A 15,858-nucleotide genomic window follows, 5' to 3' on the forward strand; every position below is an offset into this window, starting at 1 on the left:
GACTCGGTATCGGGAGGTCGAAGCTGGAAGACGCAATCAGACATCAGTTGTGGGGTGACACTTGGCGTTAACGGGGAGTTCCTACGGTGAAACAGAGCCTAGAAAAGCAACCTACTCTAAAGCAGGACACAACTCAAAATCCTTGACTTAACTGGAATTAATTCCCGCCGCATCTCCGCTTGATAGCGGCAAGAGTCTAGGGATTCCAGTGGTTGAAGTGGCTACACCTAACGGAACGATCAATCAACCGAGGGAACGAATAAAAACGGATTGAGGGTCTAGGGGAGGTCGAACCCCATAAGTAGGCTAGACGAGCAGCGGAATCCCCTCAATTCGGGTAGGACAGACCGTAATTGGTCTGAGGTGTTCAGAATACACAGATTGGAACAGAGCATGATTAGACACAGAGACAACTCTAGTGAATCCTGGAAGACGTTACCGTGGAAGAAATTCCGCCGTAACCTATTCCGCCTACAAAAACGCGTGTATAAAGCGGTTCAAGTTGGCGACAAGCGCAAAGCAAAGTCACTACAAAAGCTGATTCTGAAATCAACCGCAGCGAGATTACTGGCTATCCGTCAAGTAACACAGCTAAATACTGGAAAAAAGACAGCGGGAATAGACGGGAAAACCGCGCTCACATTCGAGCAAAGGTTTCAACTGAGTGAAAAGCTCAGAACCGAATGTAACGGCTGGAAACACCAGGGGTTGCGTGAAATACCCATCCCTAAAAAGGATGGAAAAACCCGGATTCTCAAAGTCCCCACTATTGCGGATAGGGCGTATCAATGCCTTGTCAAATACGCACTAGAACCAGCACACGAAGCAACCTTCCACGCTAGGAGCTACGGTTTCAGAACGGGACGCTCGGCACATGACGCGCAAAAATACTTGTTTGACAACCTACGCTCATTTTGCAATGGAAAAGATAAACGAGTTATAGAACTCGATATTGAAAAATGCTTCGACAGGATAAACCACACCGCCATAATGGATAGACTCATCGCTCCTTATAGCATAAGACAGGGAATTTTCCGATGTCTCAAAGCCGGAGTTAATCCAGAGTTTCCCGAACAGGGAACACCGCAGGGCGGGGTAGTGAGTCCACTATTAGCTAACATCGCCTTAAACGGGATTGAAAGTATTCATAGATATCATGGGGTATCTAACAGAAGAATCACCGACAAAACCCCCAGGAAAGATATTACCGAGCCAACAATTCGCTATGCGGATGACATGGTAATAATACTCCGACCCCAGGACGATGCCACAGATATACTTGACAAAATCAGTCAGTTCCTAGCAGAGCGGGGAATGAAAGTCAGCGAGAAAAAGACAAAGCTAACCGCCGCGACAGATGGGTTTGATTTCCTCGGCTGGCATTTCAAAGTCCAGAATAACGGAAAGTTTAGATGTGTCCCTTCAGTGGATAACTACAAAGCTTTTCGCAAGAAAGTAAAACACATCGTCAACAACTCGAATTATGGTGCTACCACAAAGGCTGAGAAATTAGCCCCAGTAGTTAGAGGTTGGAGGAATTATCACCGCTTTTGCAAGATGGACGGTTCACGTAACTCATTATTCCACATCGAAACAAGAGCATTTAGGGTATTCAACAGGGAAACGAAACAGAATCGCTACACTAGCAAGAAATTACTAGATAAGGCATTCCCATCAGTTCCCTACTCCGAAAACAAACACATCAATGTTAAAGGTGAAAAATCGCCTTATGACGGAGATTTAACTTATTGGAGCGAACGTAACAGTAAGCTCTATGACAGTCATACCTCTAAAGCCCTCAAACGGCAAAACCATAAATGTGGACATTGTGGATTAAAAATGCTTAGTGATGAAAAGGTACATCTGCATCATGTTGATGGAAACCACGAAAACTGGAAAATAAAGAACCTTTTAGCCATTCACGAAAGCTGCCACGATTATATTCACATGAGCAAAAGCGAAAGCTAAGAACATCGGAAGCTGGGTGCGGTGAAAGTCGCACGCCCAGATTTAACAGAGAGGGGCGCGGGATAATACCCGTCCTCGACTCTACCTAGAGTGATAAGTAGGTTGGCGTTGAAAATTGTCGTTATGGCAAGGCAAGAGGCAAAAGGCAAGAGGCAAGAGGCAAGAGGGTTTGGGCGATTTTACGTTTCTTTACACAGTTTGGTTTTATTGTGTTCACCTACTTAGACAGTCCCAACCTCAGTCAGAAAAGACCGTTTTGTAGTAAGTATCACCGTTGGAGGGTTTTGGTGGGAAGTACCCGTACCACAAGAAACTTTTAGGAATTTTGTTAATTGGAAGTCTCTTAATTCAAGGATTTTCACGTTGTTATTTATTATCACATTCACGAACCAGTATCCTAGATTTTCTCATACCTTAGATAGATATATAAGCAAGGGATCATTAATATAGTAAGGGTCAGAAAGTTTATGCCCATCATGTAGGTGTTAAGACAGTTATCAGGTATGTATCGCAAACGTCAGTTATCAAAAATCTTCACCAAATTGATTCGGCGGTTTTTGACCCACTCAAAAAAACAAATTATTTGGTTACTGTGGACTACTTTCGGTACTCGGAAACAATGGAAAGTAACAACCGCAGGTTTCGTATTACCGACAGTGGCAATGGTCTCAATGGTAGTAGTATTATTGACCACTACTATTATGTTACGTTCCTTTGACCGAGCCAAAAATGCTAGTAATGTCCGCATTAACGAAATTGTACTTAGTGCTGCTATTCCAGCAATTGATCGTAGTCGAGCTAAAATCAACAAACTCTTTGAAGATATATCATTACCAAAAATCACCCCCACAGACGCAGAATTATATAAAGTTCTTGATGACATAAACAATATAGACAACATTAATAAATACACCTTTGCAGACGAAACCAAACTGCAAATAAGTTTTGATATTAGTGGCAATAGTGTAATTGAGCAACCTACTATAAATACATCATTATATGATAACGAAACAGTAAATACAGCCTGGAAATTTCCTGTTGATACTGACAATAATGGGAAATTTGATAGTTACACTCTCTATGGCATTTTATTTAGAACTCCCAGAAATATTAGTGGTAAATATGCCCGCGCGAGAAACCGCTTAGAAGCCAGAACTTCACCAATGATCAAAGGAATTTTAGATACTAATTGCACCACAAATAACAACCCAATATTGGTCGGTAATACAGGTTGGATTAAACAAAATAATGAGCTAAAAAAATCCTTTTTTGTTTATACAGTTACAGTACCAATTATAACTTTGCCTAGTGATACTACCAATTATGAGAAATATCAAGGCAGTAAAGGTTTTGCCGCCCTAGAATATCAACAAGACCGCATCCAAATACCACCCAGTAACATTGCTATTTATAACGATGATCTAGAAATTAATCCCGATACAGCCCTAAATCTTAATGGTGGAATATTTACTAATAGTAATTTTTTAACAGGTGGTTCTGGTCAAGTTCAATTATATCAAATCAGTAGTAAAGAATCCTGTTATTACAAATCTAAAAATTCTAAAATTATCGTCGGTGGAAATTTAGGAGCAGGTGGTTTTAAAAGTGCAGGAACTACCACAACTAAAGTTGATTTATTCAAAGGTACTACTACTAATCCTGCTGCTTCTACATGGGAGGCATCTGTTACTAACAGTTCTAGTAACCTCATGTACAATAACCTCGCTTATATAAATCGGATTAATAAACTGATTTCTAGTCAATTTGCTAATGCTATTAGTAGTGATCCATCCGAAGTGAAAACAGGTATTGAAAATAAAAAACAAGATTTAGGTTTATCCAGTTTCACAACAGCGGAATTTGATGCAATTCGTCGTCAACAATTACAGCTTTATTTCCAAAAACGGACTCGTCGCGTACCTTATCAAGAGGTTAATTTTGCCAGTACAGAGACATTTCCTGCTAATGTACTTCAAGGTAGTGGTGATAAATTGCGTCCTATTGATAAATGGATGTATGCCACAGATCCCAGTGATGGTAAAACAGGGACAGGCTACAGTACATTAACTTTAAATGCTACGGGTAAATCTCTACAACCACAAGCTACAGAACCACAGGCACTTAAAAATGCTGGTGGTATAGAAACTACGTTAGGTGACAGAGTTATAGTTAGCAATAACTTATCGGAAATCTGGTGGGATACAACCGCAGCAACATCTTCAGGAAATAATGTTCCTGAACAATGGTGGAATACAAGTAACAACCCCAAGGGATTTTTAGGGAATAGTATTACCCATGCACAAGAAATTAGTGGGATTAAATGGAATGCAGGGGATACAACTAAAACTCGGACAAGACAATCTTTTGTCCAAACAGAACCATTAGCAAATTTAGCAGATACAGGTAGAGATGGTGCATGGGAATTAGACGCAGCTAAAATTCCCAAAGATATTACAGAACCGGTGGGTGGTTTGCGAGTTGTTACAGGTGCAGGAGTATATCTGAGTGCAGCCGATACTACAACTACCGTCAACAGCACAGTTAAAGAAATATGGTCAGATACTATGCCAGTTCCTGGGACTGCACCAACGACAAAAACCATTGCCCCATACTATCTATATGATTCTTCCATTACATATAAATGGCGTGAGATCACCAATGCTAATACACCATATTTGAAAATGCGGGCTACAGCAGTATATCATTACAAATCTGCTAACTATAACGCTAAAATACCCACTCCTATAGCTTGTGTGAGTAGTTTTTATGTTCCTACCAACAGCACTACTGCCAAAAATCTCACAGGACTACCTTGGAATGTTGCCACGGGTGGACTATCCAATAATGGCATAGTTTATCCTGCACCTACATCTACTAAAGGTGAGAGTCATTATGCTAAAGTCTTAAGCTATCTATCTCAATTAACTTATCCCAATGGGCGATTAATAGATGATGGCTTACTGGTCAAAGCATTAGCAAAAACAGCAAACCGGACTATTTCTGAACAGTCTACTATTGATGCTCAAATCTGCGCCCTACAAATTCTCGATGGTACTATTAGTCCCAGTAATTCCGTCATTCCTCATGGTGCAATTTATGAAACATCATTATTGGACTCCAGGGAAATTGTCCGTAATAGTTCATCTAATAATACAACCTATGATTATCCCATCATAGACAGACAACCTTTAGAAATTCGGGCTACTGTGTTGGACCTTAACCAACTGCGAACAAAAACCATTGGTACTTCCTCACCATCGCAAGAATACTTATTACCTAGTAGTGGTATTATCTACGCAACTCGTAATGATGCTTTACTAGATGCGTCTGGTACATCAGGCATACAAACAGACGCGCAAAAATTAGTAAGTCCTGTTGACCATATTCTTGATTCTACTCGTCGTCCCAATGCAATTATGCTCATCAATGGAAGCAAACTAGGACGGGGAACAACAAATACTTACCGAGAAGAAGAAAAAGGTTTAATTTTAGCCAGTAATTTGCCCGTATACATTAAAGGTAACTTTAATCTCCATACTCAAGAGGAATTTACACAAACTCTAGCAAATGACTGGAATAATTTTTACACTCGTACTAGCACCAACCTTAATCCTAACTTTGCTTGTCGTTCTGGTAATCCTCAACTACCCAATTGTCCTACTGGGGATGAATGGCGACCCGCAACAGTCTTAGGTGATGCTGTTACCTTGCTTTCTGGCAACTTTAGAGAAGGTTTTCGTGATGAAGGAGATTATGACTGGAATAATAGTCTAGTTGGTACACCAGCGCCAGGGTTTTCCGCAGTTAATTTCTTTGGTGCAAATGGTAAATGGGCTGATATAAATAATTCTGGTTTTCCTAAAGACTTTGATACAGCCACAACAGGATACCAAGGTAGTTCCTATGTAAATAACTTTGTCACACCATTGGTGAGGATGATACCAGCTAGACAGTATGCTTATGAAATTTGTAGTTCAGCAGTGAAAGACGAATGTTTTTGTAGTGCAACGGATACCACTGCTCAATGTGCTGTCAAAACTAAACGCTGGACAATAAATAATGTTGCTTTCAATGGATATAACAGTTCTAGCGGAAATTCAAATGGTTGGGAAGCATTACCATTTAAGCGGCTGGCTTTGAAACGTGATTTAACTACCACTTTGCTAACTACTCCTCTAACTATCTACGGAATTCCTGCCAGTGGCAATAAACTAGCAGAATATCCAGTAGGTGGCACAACCTCACCAGCACTAGCCCTAGACTCCAGTGGTAATCAATTTCTTGTTCCTTGGTTACTACCCAATAGTAGTAATGTATTTGAACCAGTTTTACAAATTCAAAAACCCTTTGCCACTGAAACTGACTTTACTAACACTACAGTAATAAGTAGTGTAAATGATACATCAAAAACACCAAAAGAGAGTCAAGATAGTAAGAACTGGTTGCAACCAGTATTAGCAGACACTACTTTTAACTTGAATGTCGCCGCAGGAGATAGTCCCGCCCGGCCAACAGAAGATAATGGTGGTTTACAAAACTTTACCCGGTTTATGGAGAATTGGGCATCTTCTCATGGTCAAAAAACAGCAAAGATTTCTGGTTCTTTTATCCAATTGAAAAAAAGTGCTTATGCTACGGGGACATATAACGTTAATGTGGGAGCTAGTAGCATTGTATATCCTATTGTAAATGATAGTGGTGCGGCTACAGGTTATCTTCCGCCCACAAGAAATTGGAATTATGATGTCGCGCTTTTATCACAATCTCCCGACAGATTCGCTAGTAAATTGGTACTCACATCACCGGATTTACCAGATGAGTATTTCCGGGAAGTTGGCAAAGATGATAAATGGGTAGAGACTTTGTTATGTGCTAAAACGACCAATTCCGGTACTCCCTACGCCCTAGCTCAAAATCAGCGCCCTTCTACCTGTAAATGATGAAACCCAAATCACAATCCAAAACATTATTTTACCGTGATTCCGGCTTTACAATTATTGAATCACTCATAGCTATGGTTGTAGTTAGTATTCTCCTAGTATCTATCACTCCTATCTTAGTCCTGTCGACAGCTATTCGTGTTCAATCCCGGCGCGTAGAAAAAGCAACTCATGCTGCAAATACTTTTATTGATGGTATTAAAACTGGTTCAATTGTTACGGGTTCAAGTACAGCACCAAGTAAAAAAATTACTTTAGACCCGACAACGGTCAGAACTTCCGCAGATTATTTAATTGGTATCACACAAATGCCAGTTCCTAAAAGCAAAAGCGATGTAGATGTAAACTTGTATCTCTTCAAAGAAGATGGAAAGACTTGTATAGCCAGTGATTCAGCTTGTCAACCAAACCATACAAATCTATTCAACGAGTTTTATATTCAAGCTATGCCCATAATCGTTAGTGGTATTCATCCAAAAACCAGTGGTTATCGTCTAGCAGTTCGGGTTTATCGCTCAGATGTTGATTTTAGTAAGCCTCTTTTAGCGAGTACAAGTAATGCCAAAAAAGTAGCTTCATCTGTTGTATCTGGTATAGGTAATCAGCAAACACCATTAATAGAAAGAACTGTTGATATTGCCCACAGTAATACTACATTTCAGGCTCTATGTTACCGTCTTGGACTAGCAAAAGATCAGGATGGTAATAATCAATCTTGTCAATAGATCCCACATTCAGCATGAGTAAATATACTCAAAATATTTTTCCCAGCAGGTTATTTTGTCAAAAAAAGAATTTCATAAAACAGCTAAAACCCAATCATAATAACCAGTTCATGCTTTTTGCTATCTAGGTCGGTATTCAATGAATTTAATCTCAAACCAACTAATTTATTGACATTATTCTCAATAAACTTGATTCGAGCTTTAAATATATCGGCGATCGCTCTAATATAGAATTGCGTGTCATTGTCTGAAAGCCTTGTTATCATTGGGTTATGGATAATTCCGAAAATTCAAAAAACACCTGCGGAATGTGGGATAGATTGCTTATTATCTAGTTTGTAGTGGGTGCATCATGTTGGGTTTCCTTGCGTTTACCCAACCTACATTAAATTAACAGGTAAAATTCGATGATGAAAACGCTGAAATTGATCCTTGTAAATCAAATAAAAGTTTCCAGATTTATTAATAAATCTGGCGGTTTTACGCTCATTGAATTATTAGTAGCTTTGGTGATTGCATTTTTAATTATTGCACCATTATTCAACTTTATGATTAGTGTCATGACCGCAGAGAGAGATGAACAAGCTAAGGCAAATTCTGAGTTAGAAATTCAAACTGCACTTAATTATATTTCTCGTGATTTACAACAGGCTGTTTATATTTATGATGCTGCTGGTATTAATGCTATAAAAGCTCAAATGGCTTACCAAAGTGATAATACTAAAACTCCTATATTGGTTTTTTGGAACCGGGAATTAGTTAGTGGTGTAGTTCCCACTGTATCAGGCAATGATGATACTTTTGTCTATTCCTTAGTTGTTTATTATTTAATCAAAGATAGTAATACAACTTGGTCAAAAGCGGCTCGTATTGCTAGATGGCAAATTAAAGACGGTGTGGAACTTCCTAGCGGTGTAACTTGTTCTGGATATACTAAAAAGTATGTTAATGACAAAAATTGTCCGAGTCCCGGTTTTGCTCCATTTCATGATTATTTTCAAGACTCTGATAGTTTAGAAATAGGAATGAACAAATGGAAGAATTCTGGAACTACTTATACTGCTGATGCTATAGTGTTGATTGATTATGTAGATCAAACTACAGATTCACCACTAGCAGCTACTTGTCCTAGTGATATGGCAGCTACAACTACAACACAGGGAATTACTTGGTCAGCAATTAAACCAACGAGTATGAATGGTTTTTATGCCTGTGTAGATAGAGCTAATACAACAGCGCAGGTATTTATTCGAGGTAATGCCCTAGCTCGTATTTATAACAATGCAAATGCAATTAAATATACAGAGATTAAAAAAAATTTTTTTCCTACAACCAGTGTGAGAGTGCAAGGACGGGGATTTTTATATAAATAGAGATATCAACTAATTAGTATCTATAAAAAATCAAATATCAGTAAAAAACCGCTATATAAAAAGGCATTATATATAGCAACATATATACAGCAGATTGCAGACTAATGAGGCTTCCGTGAGCGTCAGCCGAACGGTACAGGCTCTAAATTCCAAACCGGACAGCAAGCCAGTTTTACTCCTGACTGATCACTGAGCGAAGCCGAAGTGCTGACTCCTGCTGTATAATTATCTTATTGGCAAATAATTAGGGATGATTTATTTATTAAATAAGCGATATAACGACGGTTTTACTTTAATAGAAATGATTGCAGTGGTGTTAATGATAGGGATATTATCAGCGATAGTTGCACCAAGCTGGTTAGCGTTTATAAAAACTCGCAACTTAAATGTTGCCCAAGATCAAGTTTATCGAGCCATGCGTGAAGCCCAAAGCCAAGCCAGAAAGGAAAAGTTAACTTACCACGTTAGTTTTCGAGAACAAAATAATATTGTACAATGGGCAATTCATCCGGCTACAATTAACCCATCTAATGCTCAATGGAACGACTTAGATGCTAGTGTGAAGTTAGATGAAAATGAATCCACATTAGACAAATTGTCTAATGGTGTAAGACGAGTCCAGTTTGATTACATAGGTAGTGTTCCCCTCAGCCAATTAGGCCGAATCACTCTATCTAGTAAGTCTGGCGGCCAAGCAAAGCGCTGTGTTTTTGTATCCACTTTATTAGGCGCAATGCGAACCGCGAAGGAAAATAGTAAACCTGAAGGTAGTAAATATTGCTATTGATTTAGGAATAATACTCAGATACCGGACTTATTAAAGAAGTTGGGTAGCTATGACACTTCATTAGAAAAACACTATATGATAGAGCAAGTTATTAAAGCTTTTGAATGTAAAGATTATCAAACAGCAGCCAAATTAATCCAACAAATGTTGGTAGAGTCCCCGGATAATCCTTGGGTACAATTGTATTTTGGTAAGTTAAAAGAAGTTTCTCATCAATTCCTAGAAGCTGAAAAAGTATATCGTCAATTACTTCGCACGACGACGCATAGTAAAATTATTTCTCAAGCCCGTCAAGGTTTACAGCGATTAGAAGAAGTTAAACAAGAAGAAAAACAAAGAGCTATAGTTAAAGCAACAACCGCACCTGATAACAAGGAATTGGGAATATTAGTTTTAGAACCGATTAATAACGAACTGAAAACCATCGCAGCCAGCAATTTTGCCCAAATCATGCAGGTAGATGCTTACACAGCAAGAATGATATTACCTAGCCAAAATTGGCGGGTTTATCGCATTGCTCAAGTTGGAGAATTAGCATTCTATGGAACACAATTACAACAGGCTGGTATTCCCTGTTTTTGGGTAAAAATTCCTCAAATTCAACAAATTCAAGTATTTCAAGTTAAACATTTATCAATAAATAAATCTCAAATCAAAGTAGTTTGTCAAAATGAAGCAAATCAAACTGGTTCGATGAAATTTGATTTATCAGAAGTTACTGATAGAGTAATGGGACTTTTACCCATTTTTGAACAAGTTGTAGATGTTAATGCTAAGGGGAAAATAGAACGAAAAACTAAAACTCAAGATTATGCTCAATTTTGTGATTTACATCTACCAAATAGACGGAGTATTTTGCGAATTTATGATCAAGGCTATGAGTTTCAGCAAGGTTTAGACTCTCAATCTCAAGCTAACCATAATACTATAAGAATAAACTGGAATAATTTAATGGCATGGGTTGAGAACCAGTTACCTGAAGTTAAGGTGTGGTCAGATTTTAAACCCTTTGCACAAATAGTTATAGACCAAACAGACATCCTCAAACAAATCCCATCTCACATTAATCTATTTCGCCCAGAACAAAGTAATTGGGATACAGCTTTTCATTTATATAGTGGGATTATCTTTACTAAAAATGCTTTGTAGGGTGTTTTGAAAGTATCGGCGATTATAAATCGCTACTACACAAACAAAGTCCACCTGAGTGGACTAATATAGCGACGATTTATAATCTTTTTGATACTTATCCGGGAGTTTTAACTTGACGTGCCATATCTAAAAAGACATTCATATTTACGCCAGGACGACGACGAGGACTATTAGTAGGAATGAGATATTTGGTGGCAAAATTGGCTTCAGTGGGGACTGATATTTTAACTGGTTCAGGCTTAGTAACTTTTACTGCTGCCGGTGTAGCTTTTGGTTCAACTTTTGGTGTAGGTTGTGCTGCTACTGTTGCTGGAGATGGACTAACGTTAGCTTCTTCCTTGAGTTCTAGGTAGTAGCTATCACCCTTTTTGTTAAACAATCCAGTAATAAAACCCACAATACCCGCAATGATATTTTTGATAAAGCCCATAAAAAATGCTCCTGGTTTGAATAGTTTGGAACGTTACCGAAATTGTTAAAAATTACGGTGTAATATTACATTTGATTGCGTTATCTACGGTCAATCATTAGACCTACTATCTGCTGATTAAAAGCCCATAATTACTACTGGCAATTATTTGTAGGTTCTTTTTGTCTAAAACAGTATTCGGTAAATAACGCAAATTAATTATTAAATTTTATTATAACTATAAGATTATGAGAGCTTTTTTAATAAATCTTAATAATTTCTATTCAGTTGCAAAACTGTCACATAATTGTATATTTAGGATTACAATACTGAGTTAAATTATTAACAATAATAACTAATTAAGATTATGGCAACAAAACAGCAAAATCCCGTTTTATTAGTGCATGGTATTAACGATACCGGGGCGGTTTTCAATAAAATGGCGTTTTATCTGCGACAACAAGGGTTGTCTGTGCATACGGTGGATTTAATCCCTAATAATGGTTCTGAGGTTTTGGAGAAATTAGCCCAGCAGGTAGCTAATTATGTAAATGATACCTTTGCAACAGCGCAACCACTGGATATAGTGGGTTTTAGTATGGGAGGAATTGTCAGCCGTTATTATATTCAGCGGTTGGGGGGAATAAATAGAGTCCAGCGATTTATTACGATTTCTTCACCTCATTATGGAACTATAGTTGCTTATGGTACTTGGCTGGCTGGTGCTTTGCAAATGCGTCCTCATAGTGATTTTCTCAATGATTTAAATGCTGATGTCGAGATGTTAAAGCAGTTGAATTTTACATCTATTTGGACACCTTATGATTTGATGATTTTACCTGCTACAAGTTCGCAAATACCTTTAGGTAAAGAAGTTATTTTACGAGTTGCACTTCACCCTTGGATGTTAACAGATGATCGGACTTTAGAAAAAGTAGCCGCAGCTTTAGTAGAACCGATTAATGCGTATCCCCAATGAGTGTATGTTCAGCATTGCCAAAAATCGCGTCTGGATGACGATAATACTTAAATTCCATTAAGTTATAAAATGGATCTTCTAAGAAAAAAGTCTGATGTTCTAGAAGGGAATCGGTAAAGCGGTATTTGGGTTCTTCTCTAAATTTTAAATCTTTATTTTTTGCCCTTTCTAATAATTCTTGCCAATCTGCTTCTTGGGTGAAAATTAGTCCAAAATGTCGAGGATAAATTGCTTTTTGAGGTATTAGAATATCCTTGGTAACGTGGGCTACCAATTGATGTCCATAAAGGTTGAGAATCAAAGCGTGGGGGTTTTCGCGTCCGGGAATGCAGCCTAAACCGTCAACATAATAGGCTTTGGTGTCGGGGATATTGGTGACGGGGAAGGCGAGGTGAAATATGGGTTGGTTCATGGTGGGGATGGGTGAGAGAATATAACTATTTTATAAATTTTGGTAGTAAACCGGGTTAAACTAAGAATTCTCTGAGCAAATCTATGAAAAGTATACCAGGAATGTTGCTACTGTTAATCAGCTTTATTCTGCGCTCTTGCGTTTCAAGAATGATTCTACGGTGAGACTTCCTGCTAATTATTTAAATCGGCAGATAGAAAAGTATCAATCTTGGTTAAAATAGGTAACTAAAGAATGGTGCGATGCATCCGTCCAATGGAATAAGCAATGGTTAAACAATCAAAAAAAACTCAAAAACCTGAAAAGCATAAAAAAATCGAAATCCCTCACGAAACTGAAGAAAAAGAAACCCCTAGCAAGATTGAAAGAGATTTTCGGAAAGAACTAGGAACAATTAATCCTTATCTCTGCTTAGTTGATTCAGCAGTAGGTTATCTAGTTACAAAAACTAAATCTGAGTCAAACCAGGCTAAATTTCTTAGAAAAATTGCTGGAGACTACGGCCATTATAATCTCCATACTGATAGTTTAAAACTAGATGATTTAAATAAATTTGTTCACAAGCCATATAGCATTTATAAATGGTAAAGCTGAATCAGCTTGTAATCGAGTAAAAGGAGTAAAAGAAATAATTTGGACATATCAAAAACAGGAAATAACGGTAACTAAAGAAGTCAGAAATGAGACAAAAAGAGATTTTTATAGAAAAACTATGTTAGAAATACATTGTCGGAAACAAAACGATCCTGGAATACCCTTGGCATATCAAAGTTCACTAGCTGCGGGACAAATTCATGTAGTTTATTTAGATGAATTAACTGATACATCATCTTCAATTGGTTTAGAAATAATTCAATTAGTAGTTGCGCCTGAAGATGAAGCAATACAAACAGCAAGAAGTTTAATTAATTTAGTACAACAAGCAGATGCAGCAAACAGTCTTTATCTTTTAGAATTAGTAGAAAGGATGCTAATTTATAAGTTTTCCACCTATACCCGTCAGGAGTTAGAAGCGATGTTTGGATTAACAGAATGGCGACAAACTCGATTTTATCAAGAAGTTAAGGAAGAAACTAAGTTAGAAGCAATTCCTCGTCTTTTGAAAATGGGTTTGAGTATAGAACAAATTGCCGAAGCACTGGAATTAAAAATTGAAGTAGTACAACAAGCAATAGAAAAGCAAGGGAGAAAGGAATCTTAATATGAATGTGGTAAAAGAGGATAAAATCATTTTATTAGCATAAAAATCTGAAAATACTCATAATTTATCACAGATGTTATCTTTAATAGATTCTGTTAATCCCTGGTTAATGGGATTAGGCTTAAATGCAATTTTGCTAGGAATAGTCGCAATTATTCCCAAAAAATTGCTCACCCCGGCAGGTATACTTAATGCTGGATTATTAGGAGTAATCATTTGGGGAACACTAGGTTGGCAAGGATATCTAGTGGTAGTGTTTTATTTTATTGTCGGTTCTGGGGTAACACGCATTGGTATGGCAGAAAAAGAAGCCGCCGGAATTGCGGAAAAACGTGCCGGTGCAAGAGGACCAGAAAACGTTTGGGGTTCAGCATTAATAGCGGCTTTATGTGCGTTGGGAGTATTGTTTTTACCTGATTTTAAATATTTGTTATGTTTGGGTTATGTTGCCAGTTTTAGCACTAAACTTTCTGATACTACAGCCAGTGAAGTTGGTAAAGCTTATGGTAAAAGCACCTTTTTAATTACAACACTGCAACCAGTTCCGAGAGGGACAGAAGGGGCAGTCAGTTTAGAAGGAACTTTAGCTGGTATGGTAGCATCAATAGCGATCGCACTCATTGGTTGGGGAGTAAATTTAATTAATCCCCTTGGCATCTTATGGAGTGTCATAGCCGCATTTATCGCTACGAATTTAGAAAGTGTCATTGGTGCGACTTTGCAATCTAAATATACTTGGCTGACCAATGAGGTTGTCAATATCTTTAATACCCTGATTGGTGCAACTGCGGCGATAATATTGGCATTAATTTACCAAAGTGTCTTTGTTTAATTGTTGACTAAAATTACAATTTTCGTAGGTTGGGTTGACACAAGGAAACCCAACATTATTATTTTTGTTATACTGCTTACAGATTTGAAAATATTTATAATATAAAATTATTGAGTTCATTTTAAGAAATAGATCCCCGACTTCTCAAAGAAGTCGGGGATCTGGTAACTACTTATTAATTACATATTTAATTTATCGAATCTTTATTATTGCTAGATATGGTTTTCTACTGTTTTCCCCATTATTTAATGGAAAGTCTTATAGATGTTTTAGCATTATCCTTAGAATCACTTCATGGAATCTTCATCTTTTTTAACTGTAAATGATCAGGAAATTACCCTATCTGAAGTAGTCAAATACTTACAAATATCTGGTAGACTAGGAAATTTCATGAGTGACGTACTGCGTCAGCACGTAATTGAAAAAGAAATTAGTGCTAGAACAGATATTGAGATTAGTTCCACCTTAATTGAACAGACAATTATTGATTTTCGTCTAAAAAATCAACTAACTGATGCCCAAAAATTTCAAGAATGGCTAACAGGCAATGGTACAGATTATACAACTTTTCATACATCTATTACCTTTAGCTTTCAGTTAGAGAAACTCAAAGAATTAGTCACAGAATCAAAATTACCAGAATACTTTATTGAAAAGAAAATTTACTTGGATAGAGTTATCCTGTCGCGGATTCTAGTTGACAGTCGGGAATTAGCAGAAGAACTACAAACTCAAGTTGAAGAAGGAAGTAGTTTTGAACAACTGGCAAAAGAGTATTCATTAGCCGATGAAAGAGTATTTAATGGCATGATGGGACCAATTAGTCGGGGGACGATACCAGACATATTACGTGCGGCTGTAGACTCAACCACCCCTGGAAAATTGATCAATCCCATAGAAATAGAAGGACGTTTTGCTTTATTTAGATTAGAACAAATTCTTCCAGCATCTTTAGAAGATACTCAATTACAACAATCACTAAAAAATGAGTTATTTGAGAAATGGCTAGGGGATAAGATTCAAAATCTGACAGTCAAAATTCAATTGGATTAAAACTTCTAAATAATCAATTTTAACGAA

14 protein-coding genes are annotated in these 15,858 nt (G+C 37.5%); 11 read left to right on the forward strand and 3 right to left on the reverse strand.

The genetic code is table 11. The features are described from left to right. The first annotated feature begins 393 nt into the window (after positions 1 to 393). The 3 genes from AA650_RS22330 (at position 394) to hpsB (ending at position 7,633) form a co-directional block, all read left to right on the forward strand. Complete coding sequence (locus tag AA650_RS22330; RefSeq protein ID WP_053537880.1) at positions 394 to 1,968, forward strand: group II intron reverse transcriptase/maturase; 1,575 nt, start codon at positions 394 to 396, stop codon at positions 1,966 to 1,968. A 503-nt stretch (positions 1,969 to 2,471) separates the two neighbouring features. Then, the gene (gene hpsA, locus AA650_RS22335; RefSeq protein WP_053540709.1) at positions 2,472 to 6,908 is read left to right on the forward strand and encodes a hormogonium polysaccharide biosynthesis protein HpsA; all 4,437 of its coding nucleotides are present in this window, start codon (positions 2,472 to 2,474) and stop codon (positions 6,906 to 6,908) included. After that, positions 6,905 to 7,633: a hormogonium polysaccharide secretion pseudopilin HpsB gene (gene hpsB / locus AA650_RS22340; protein ID WP_053540710.1), complete on the forward strand. Its 729-nt coding sequence runs from the start codon at positions 6,905 to 6,907 to the stop codon at positions 7,631 to 7,633. Before hpsA ends, hpsB begins: the two co-directional genes overlap by 4 nt. Positions 7,634 to 7,716: 83 nt before the next feature. Here hpsB and AA650_RS22345 read toward each other — a convergent pair whose 3' ends face one another. After that, entirely contained in the window at positions 7,717 to 7,899 is a 183-nt protein-coding gene (locus tag AA650_RS22345; protein ID WP_039201592.1) for a hypothetical protein, read from the reverse strand. A gap of 141 nt (positions 7,900 to 8,040) precedes the next feature. Here AA650_RS22345 and hpsC point away from each other — a divergent pair, with 141 nt between their 5' ends. From hpsC to AA650_RS22360, 3 genes are all read left to right on the forward strand, one after another. Beyond that, entirely contained in the window at positions 8,041 to 9,006 is a 966-nt protein-coding gene (gene hpsC, locus AA650_RS22350) for a hormogonium polysaccharide secretion pseudopilin HpsC (RefSeq protein WP_325064598.1), read from the forward strand. A gap of 250 nt (positions 9,007 to 9,256) precedes the next feature. Continuing rightward, complete coding sequence (locus AA650_RS22355; RefSeq protein ID WP_053540712.1) at positions 9,257 to 9,793, forward strand: pilus assembly FimT family protein; 537 nt, start codon at positions 9,257 to 9,259, stop codon at positions 9,791 to 9,793. Between the two features lie 75 nt (positions 9,794 to 9,868). Beyond that, entirely contained in the window at positions 9,869 to 10,942 is a 1,074-nt protein-coding gene (locus tag AA650_RS22360; RefSeq protein WP_053540713.1) for a tetratricopeptide repeat protein, read from the forward strand. 97 nt (positions 10,943 to 11,039) lie between these two features. Here AA650_RS22360 and AA650_RS22365 read toward each other — a convergent pair whose 3' ends face one another. Then, complete coding sequence (locus tag AA650_RS22365; RefSeq protein ID WP_053540714.1) at positions 11,040 to 11,375, reverse strand: hypothetical protein; 336 nt, start codon at positions 11,373 to 11,375, stop codon at positions 11,040 to 11,042. A gap of 346 nt (positions 11,376 to 11,721) precedes the next feature. On the opposite strand from AA650_RS22365, the gene AA650_RS22370 reads away from it, so the two are divergent. Then, entirely contained in the window at positions 11,722 to 12,333 is a 612-nt protein-coding gene (locus AA650_RS22370; protein ID WP_053540715.1) for an esterase/lipase family protein, read from the forward strand. Here AA650_RS22370 and AA650_RS22375 read toward each other — a convergent pair. Beyond that, a complete protein-coding gene (locus tag AA650_RS22375; protein ID WP_053540716.1) occupies positions 12,314 to 12,745 on the reverse strand; it encodes a VOC family protein in 432 nt (143 codons plus the stop codon). The genes AA650_RS22370 and AA650_RS22375 overlap by 20 nt on opposite strands. Positions 12,746 to 13,012: 267 nt before the next feature. Between AA650_RS22375 and AA650_RS22380 the strand changes: the two genes are divergently transcribed. The 4 genes from AA650_RS22380 (at position 13,013) to AA650_RS22395 (ending at position 15,831) form a co-directional block, all read left to right on the forward strand. Then, complete coding sequence (locus tag AA650_RS22380) at positions 13,013 to 13,333, forward strand: hypothetical protein (RefSeq protein ID WP_053540717.1); 321 nt, start codon at positions 13,013 to 13,015, stop codon at positions 13,331 to 13,333. Continuing rightward, positions 13,299 to 13,946 carry an Rpn family recombination-promoting nuclease/putative transposase gene (locus tag AA650_RS22385; RefSeq protein WP_234413244.1) on the forward strand — a complete coding sequence of 216 codons (648 nt, stop codon included), beginning with the start codon at positions 13,299 to 13,301 and terminating at the stop codon, positions 13,944 to 13,946. Before AA650_RS22380 ends, AA650_RS22385 begins: the two co-directional genes overlap by 35 nt. 73 nt (positions 13,947 to 14,019) lie before the next feature. After that, complete coding sequence (locus AA650_RS22390) at positions 14,020 to 14,778, forward strand: TIGR00297 family protein (RefSeq protein ID WP_053540718.1); 759 nt, start codon at positions 14,020 to 14,022, stop codon at positions 14,776 to 14,778. 294 nt (positions 14,779 to 15,072) lie between these two features. After that, positions 15,073 to 15,831: a peptidylprolyl isomerase gene (locus AA650_RS22395; protein ID WP_053540719.1), complete on the forward strand. Its 759-nt coding sequence runs from the start codon at positions 15,073 to 15,075 to the stop codon at positions 15,829 to 15,831. The last annotated feature ends 27 nt before the right edge of the window (positions 15,832 to 15,858 follow it).

It is taken from the genome of Anabaena sp. WA102 (assembly GCF_001277295.1).
GTDB lineage: Bacteria > Cyanobacteriota > Cyanobacteriia > Cyanobacteriales > Nostocaceae > Dolichospermum > Dolichospermum heterosporum.

Bases quoted from the DNA above. Each gene is read 5' to 3' on its own strand.
- AA650_RS22330 (WP_053537880.1), top strand. From the start codon at position 394: ATGATTAGACACAGAGACAACTCTAGTGAATCCTGGAAGACGTTACCG.
- hpsA (WP_053540709.1), top strand. From the start codon at position 2,472: ATGTATCGCAAACGTCAGTTATCAAAAATCTTCACCAAATTGATTCGG.
- hpsB (WP_053540710.1), top strand. From the start codon at position 6,905: ATGATGAAACCCAAATCACAATCCAAAACATTATTTTACCGTGATTCC.
- AA650_RS22345 (WP_039201592.1), bottom strand. From the start codon at position 7,899: ATGATAACAAGGCTTTCAGACAATGACACGCAATTCTATATTAGAGCG.
- hpsC (WP_325064598.1), top strand. From the start codon at position 8,041: ATGATGAAAACGCTGAAATTGATCCTTGTAAATCAAATAAAAGTTTCC.
- AA650_RS22355 (WP_053540712.1), top strand. From the start codon at position 9,257: ATGATTTATTTATTAAATAAGCGATATAACGACGGTTTTACTTTAATA.
- AA650_RS22360 (WP_053540713.1), top strand. From the start codon at position 9,869: ATGATAGAGCAAGTTATTAAAGCTTTTGAATGTAAAGATTATCAAACA.
- AA650_RS22365 (WP_053540714.1), bottom strand. From the start codon at position 11,375: ATGGGCTTTATCAAAAATATCATTGCGGGTATTGTGGGTTTTATTACT.
- AA650_RS22370 (WP_053540715.1), top strand. From the start codon at position 11,722: ATGGCAACAAAACAGCAAAATCCCGTTTTATTAGTGCATGGTATTAAC.
- AA650_RS22375 (WP_053540716.1), bottom strand. From the start codon at position 12,745: ATGAACCAACCCATATTTCACCTCGCCTTCCCCGTCACCAATATCCCC.
- AA650_RS22380 (WP_053540717.1), top strand. From the start codon at position 13,013: ATGGTTAAACAATCAAAAAAAACTCAAAAACCTGAAAAGCATAAAAAA.
- AA650_RS22390 (WP_053540718.1), top strand. From the start codon at position 14,020: ATGTTATCTTTAATAGATTCTGTTAATCCCTGGTTAATGGGATTAGGC.
- AA650_RS22395 (WP_053540719.1), top strand. From the start codon at position 15,073: ATGGAATCTTCATCTTTTTTAACTGTAAATGATCAGGAAATTACCCTA.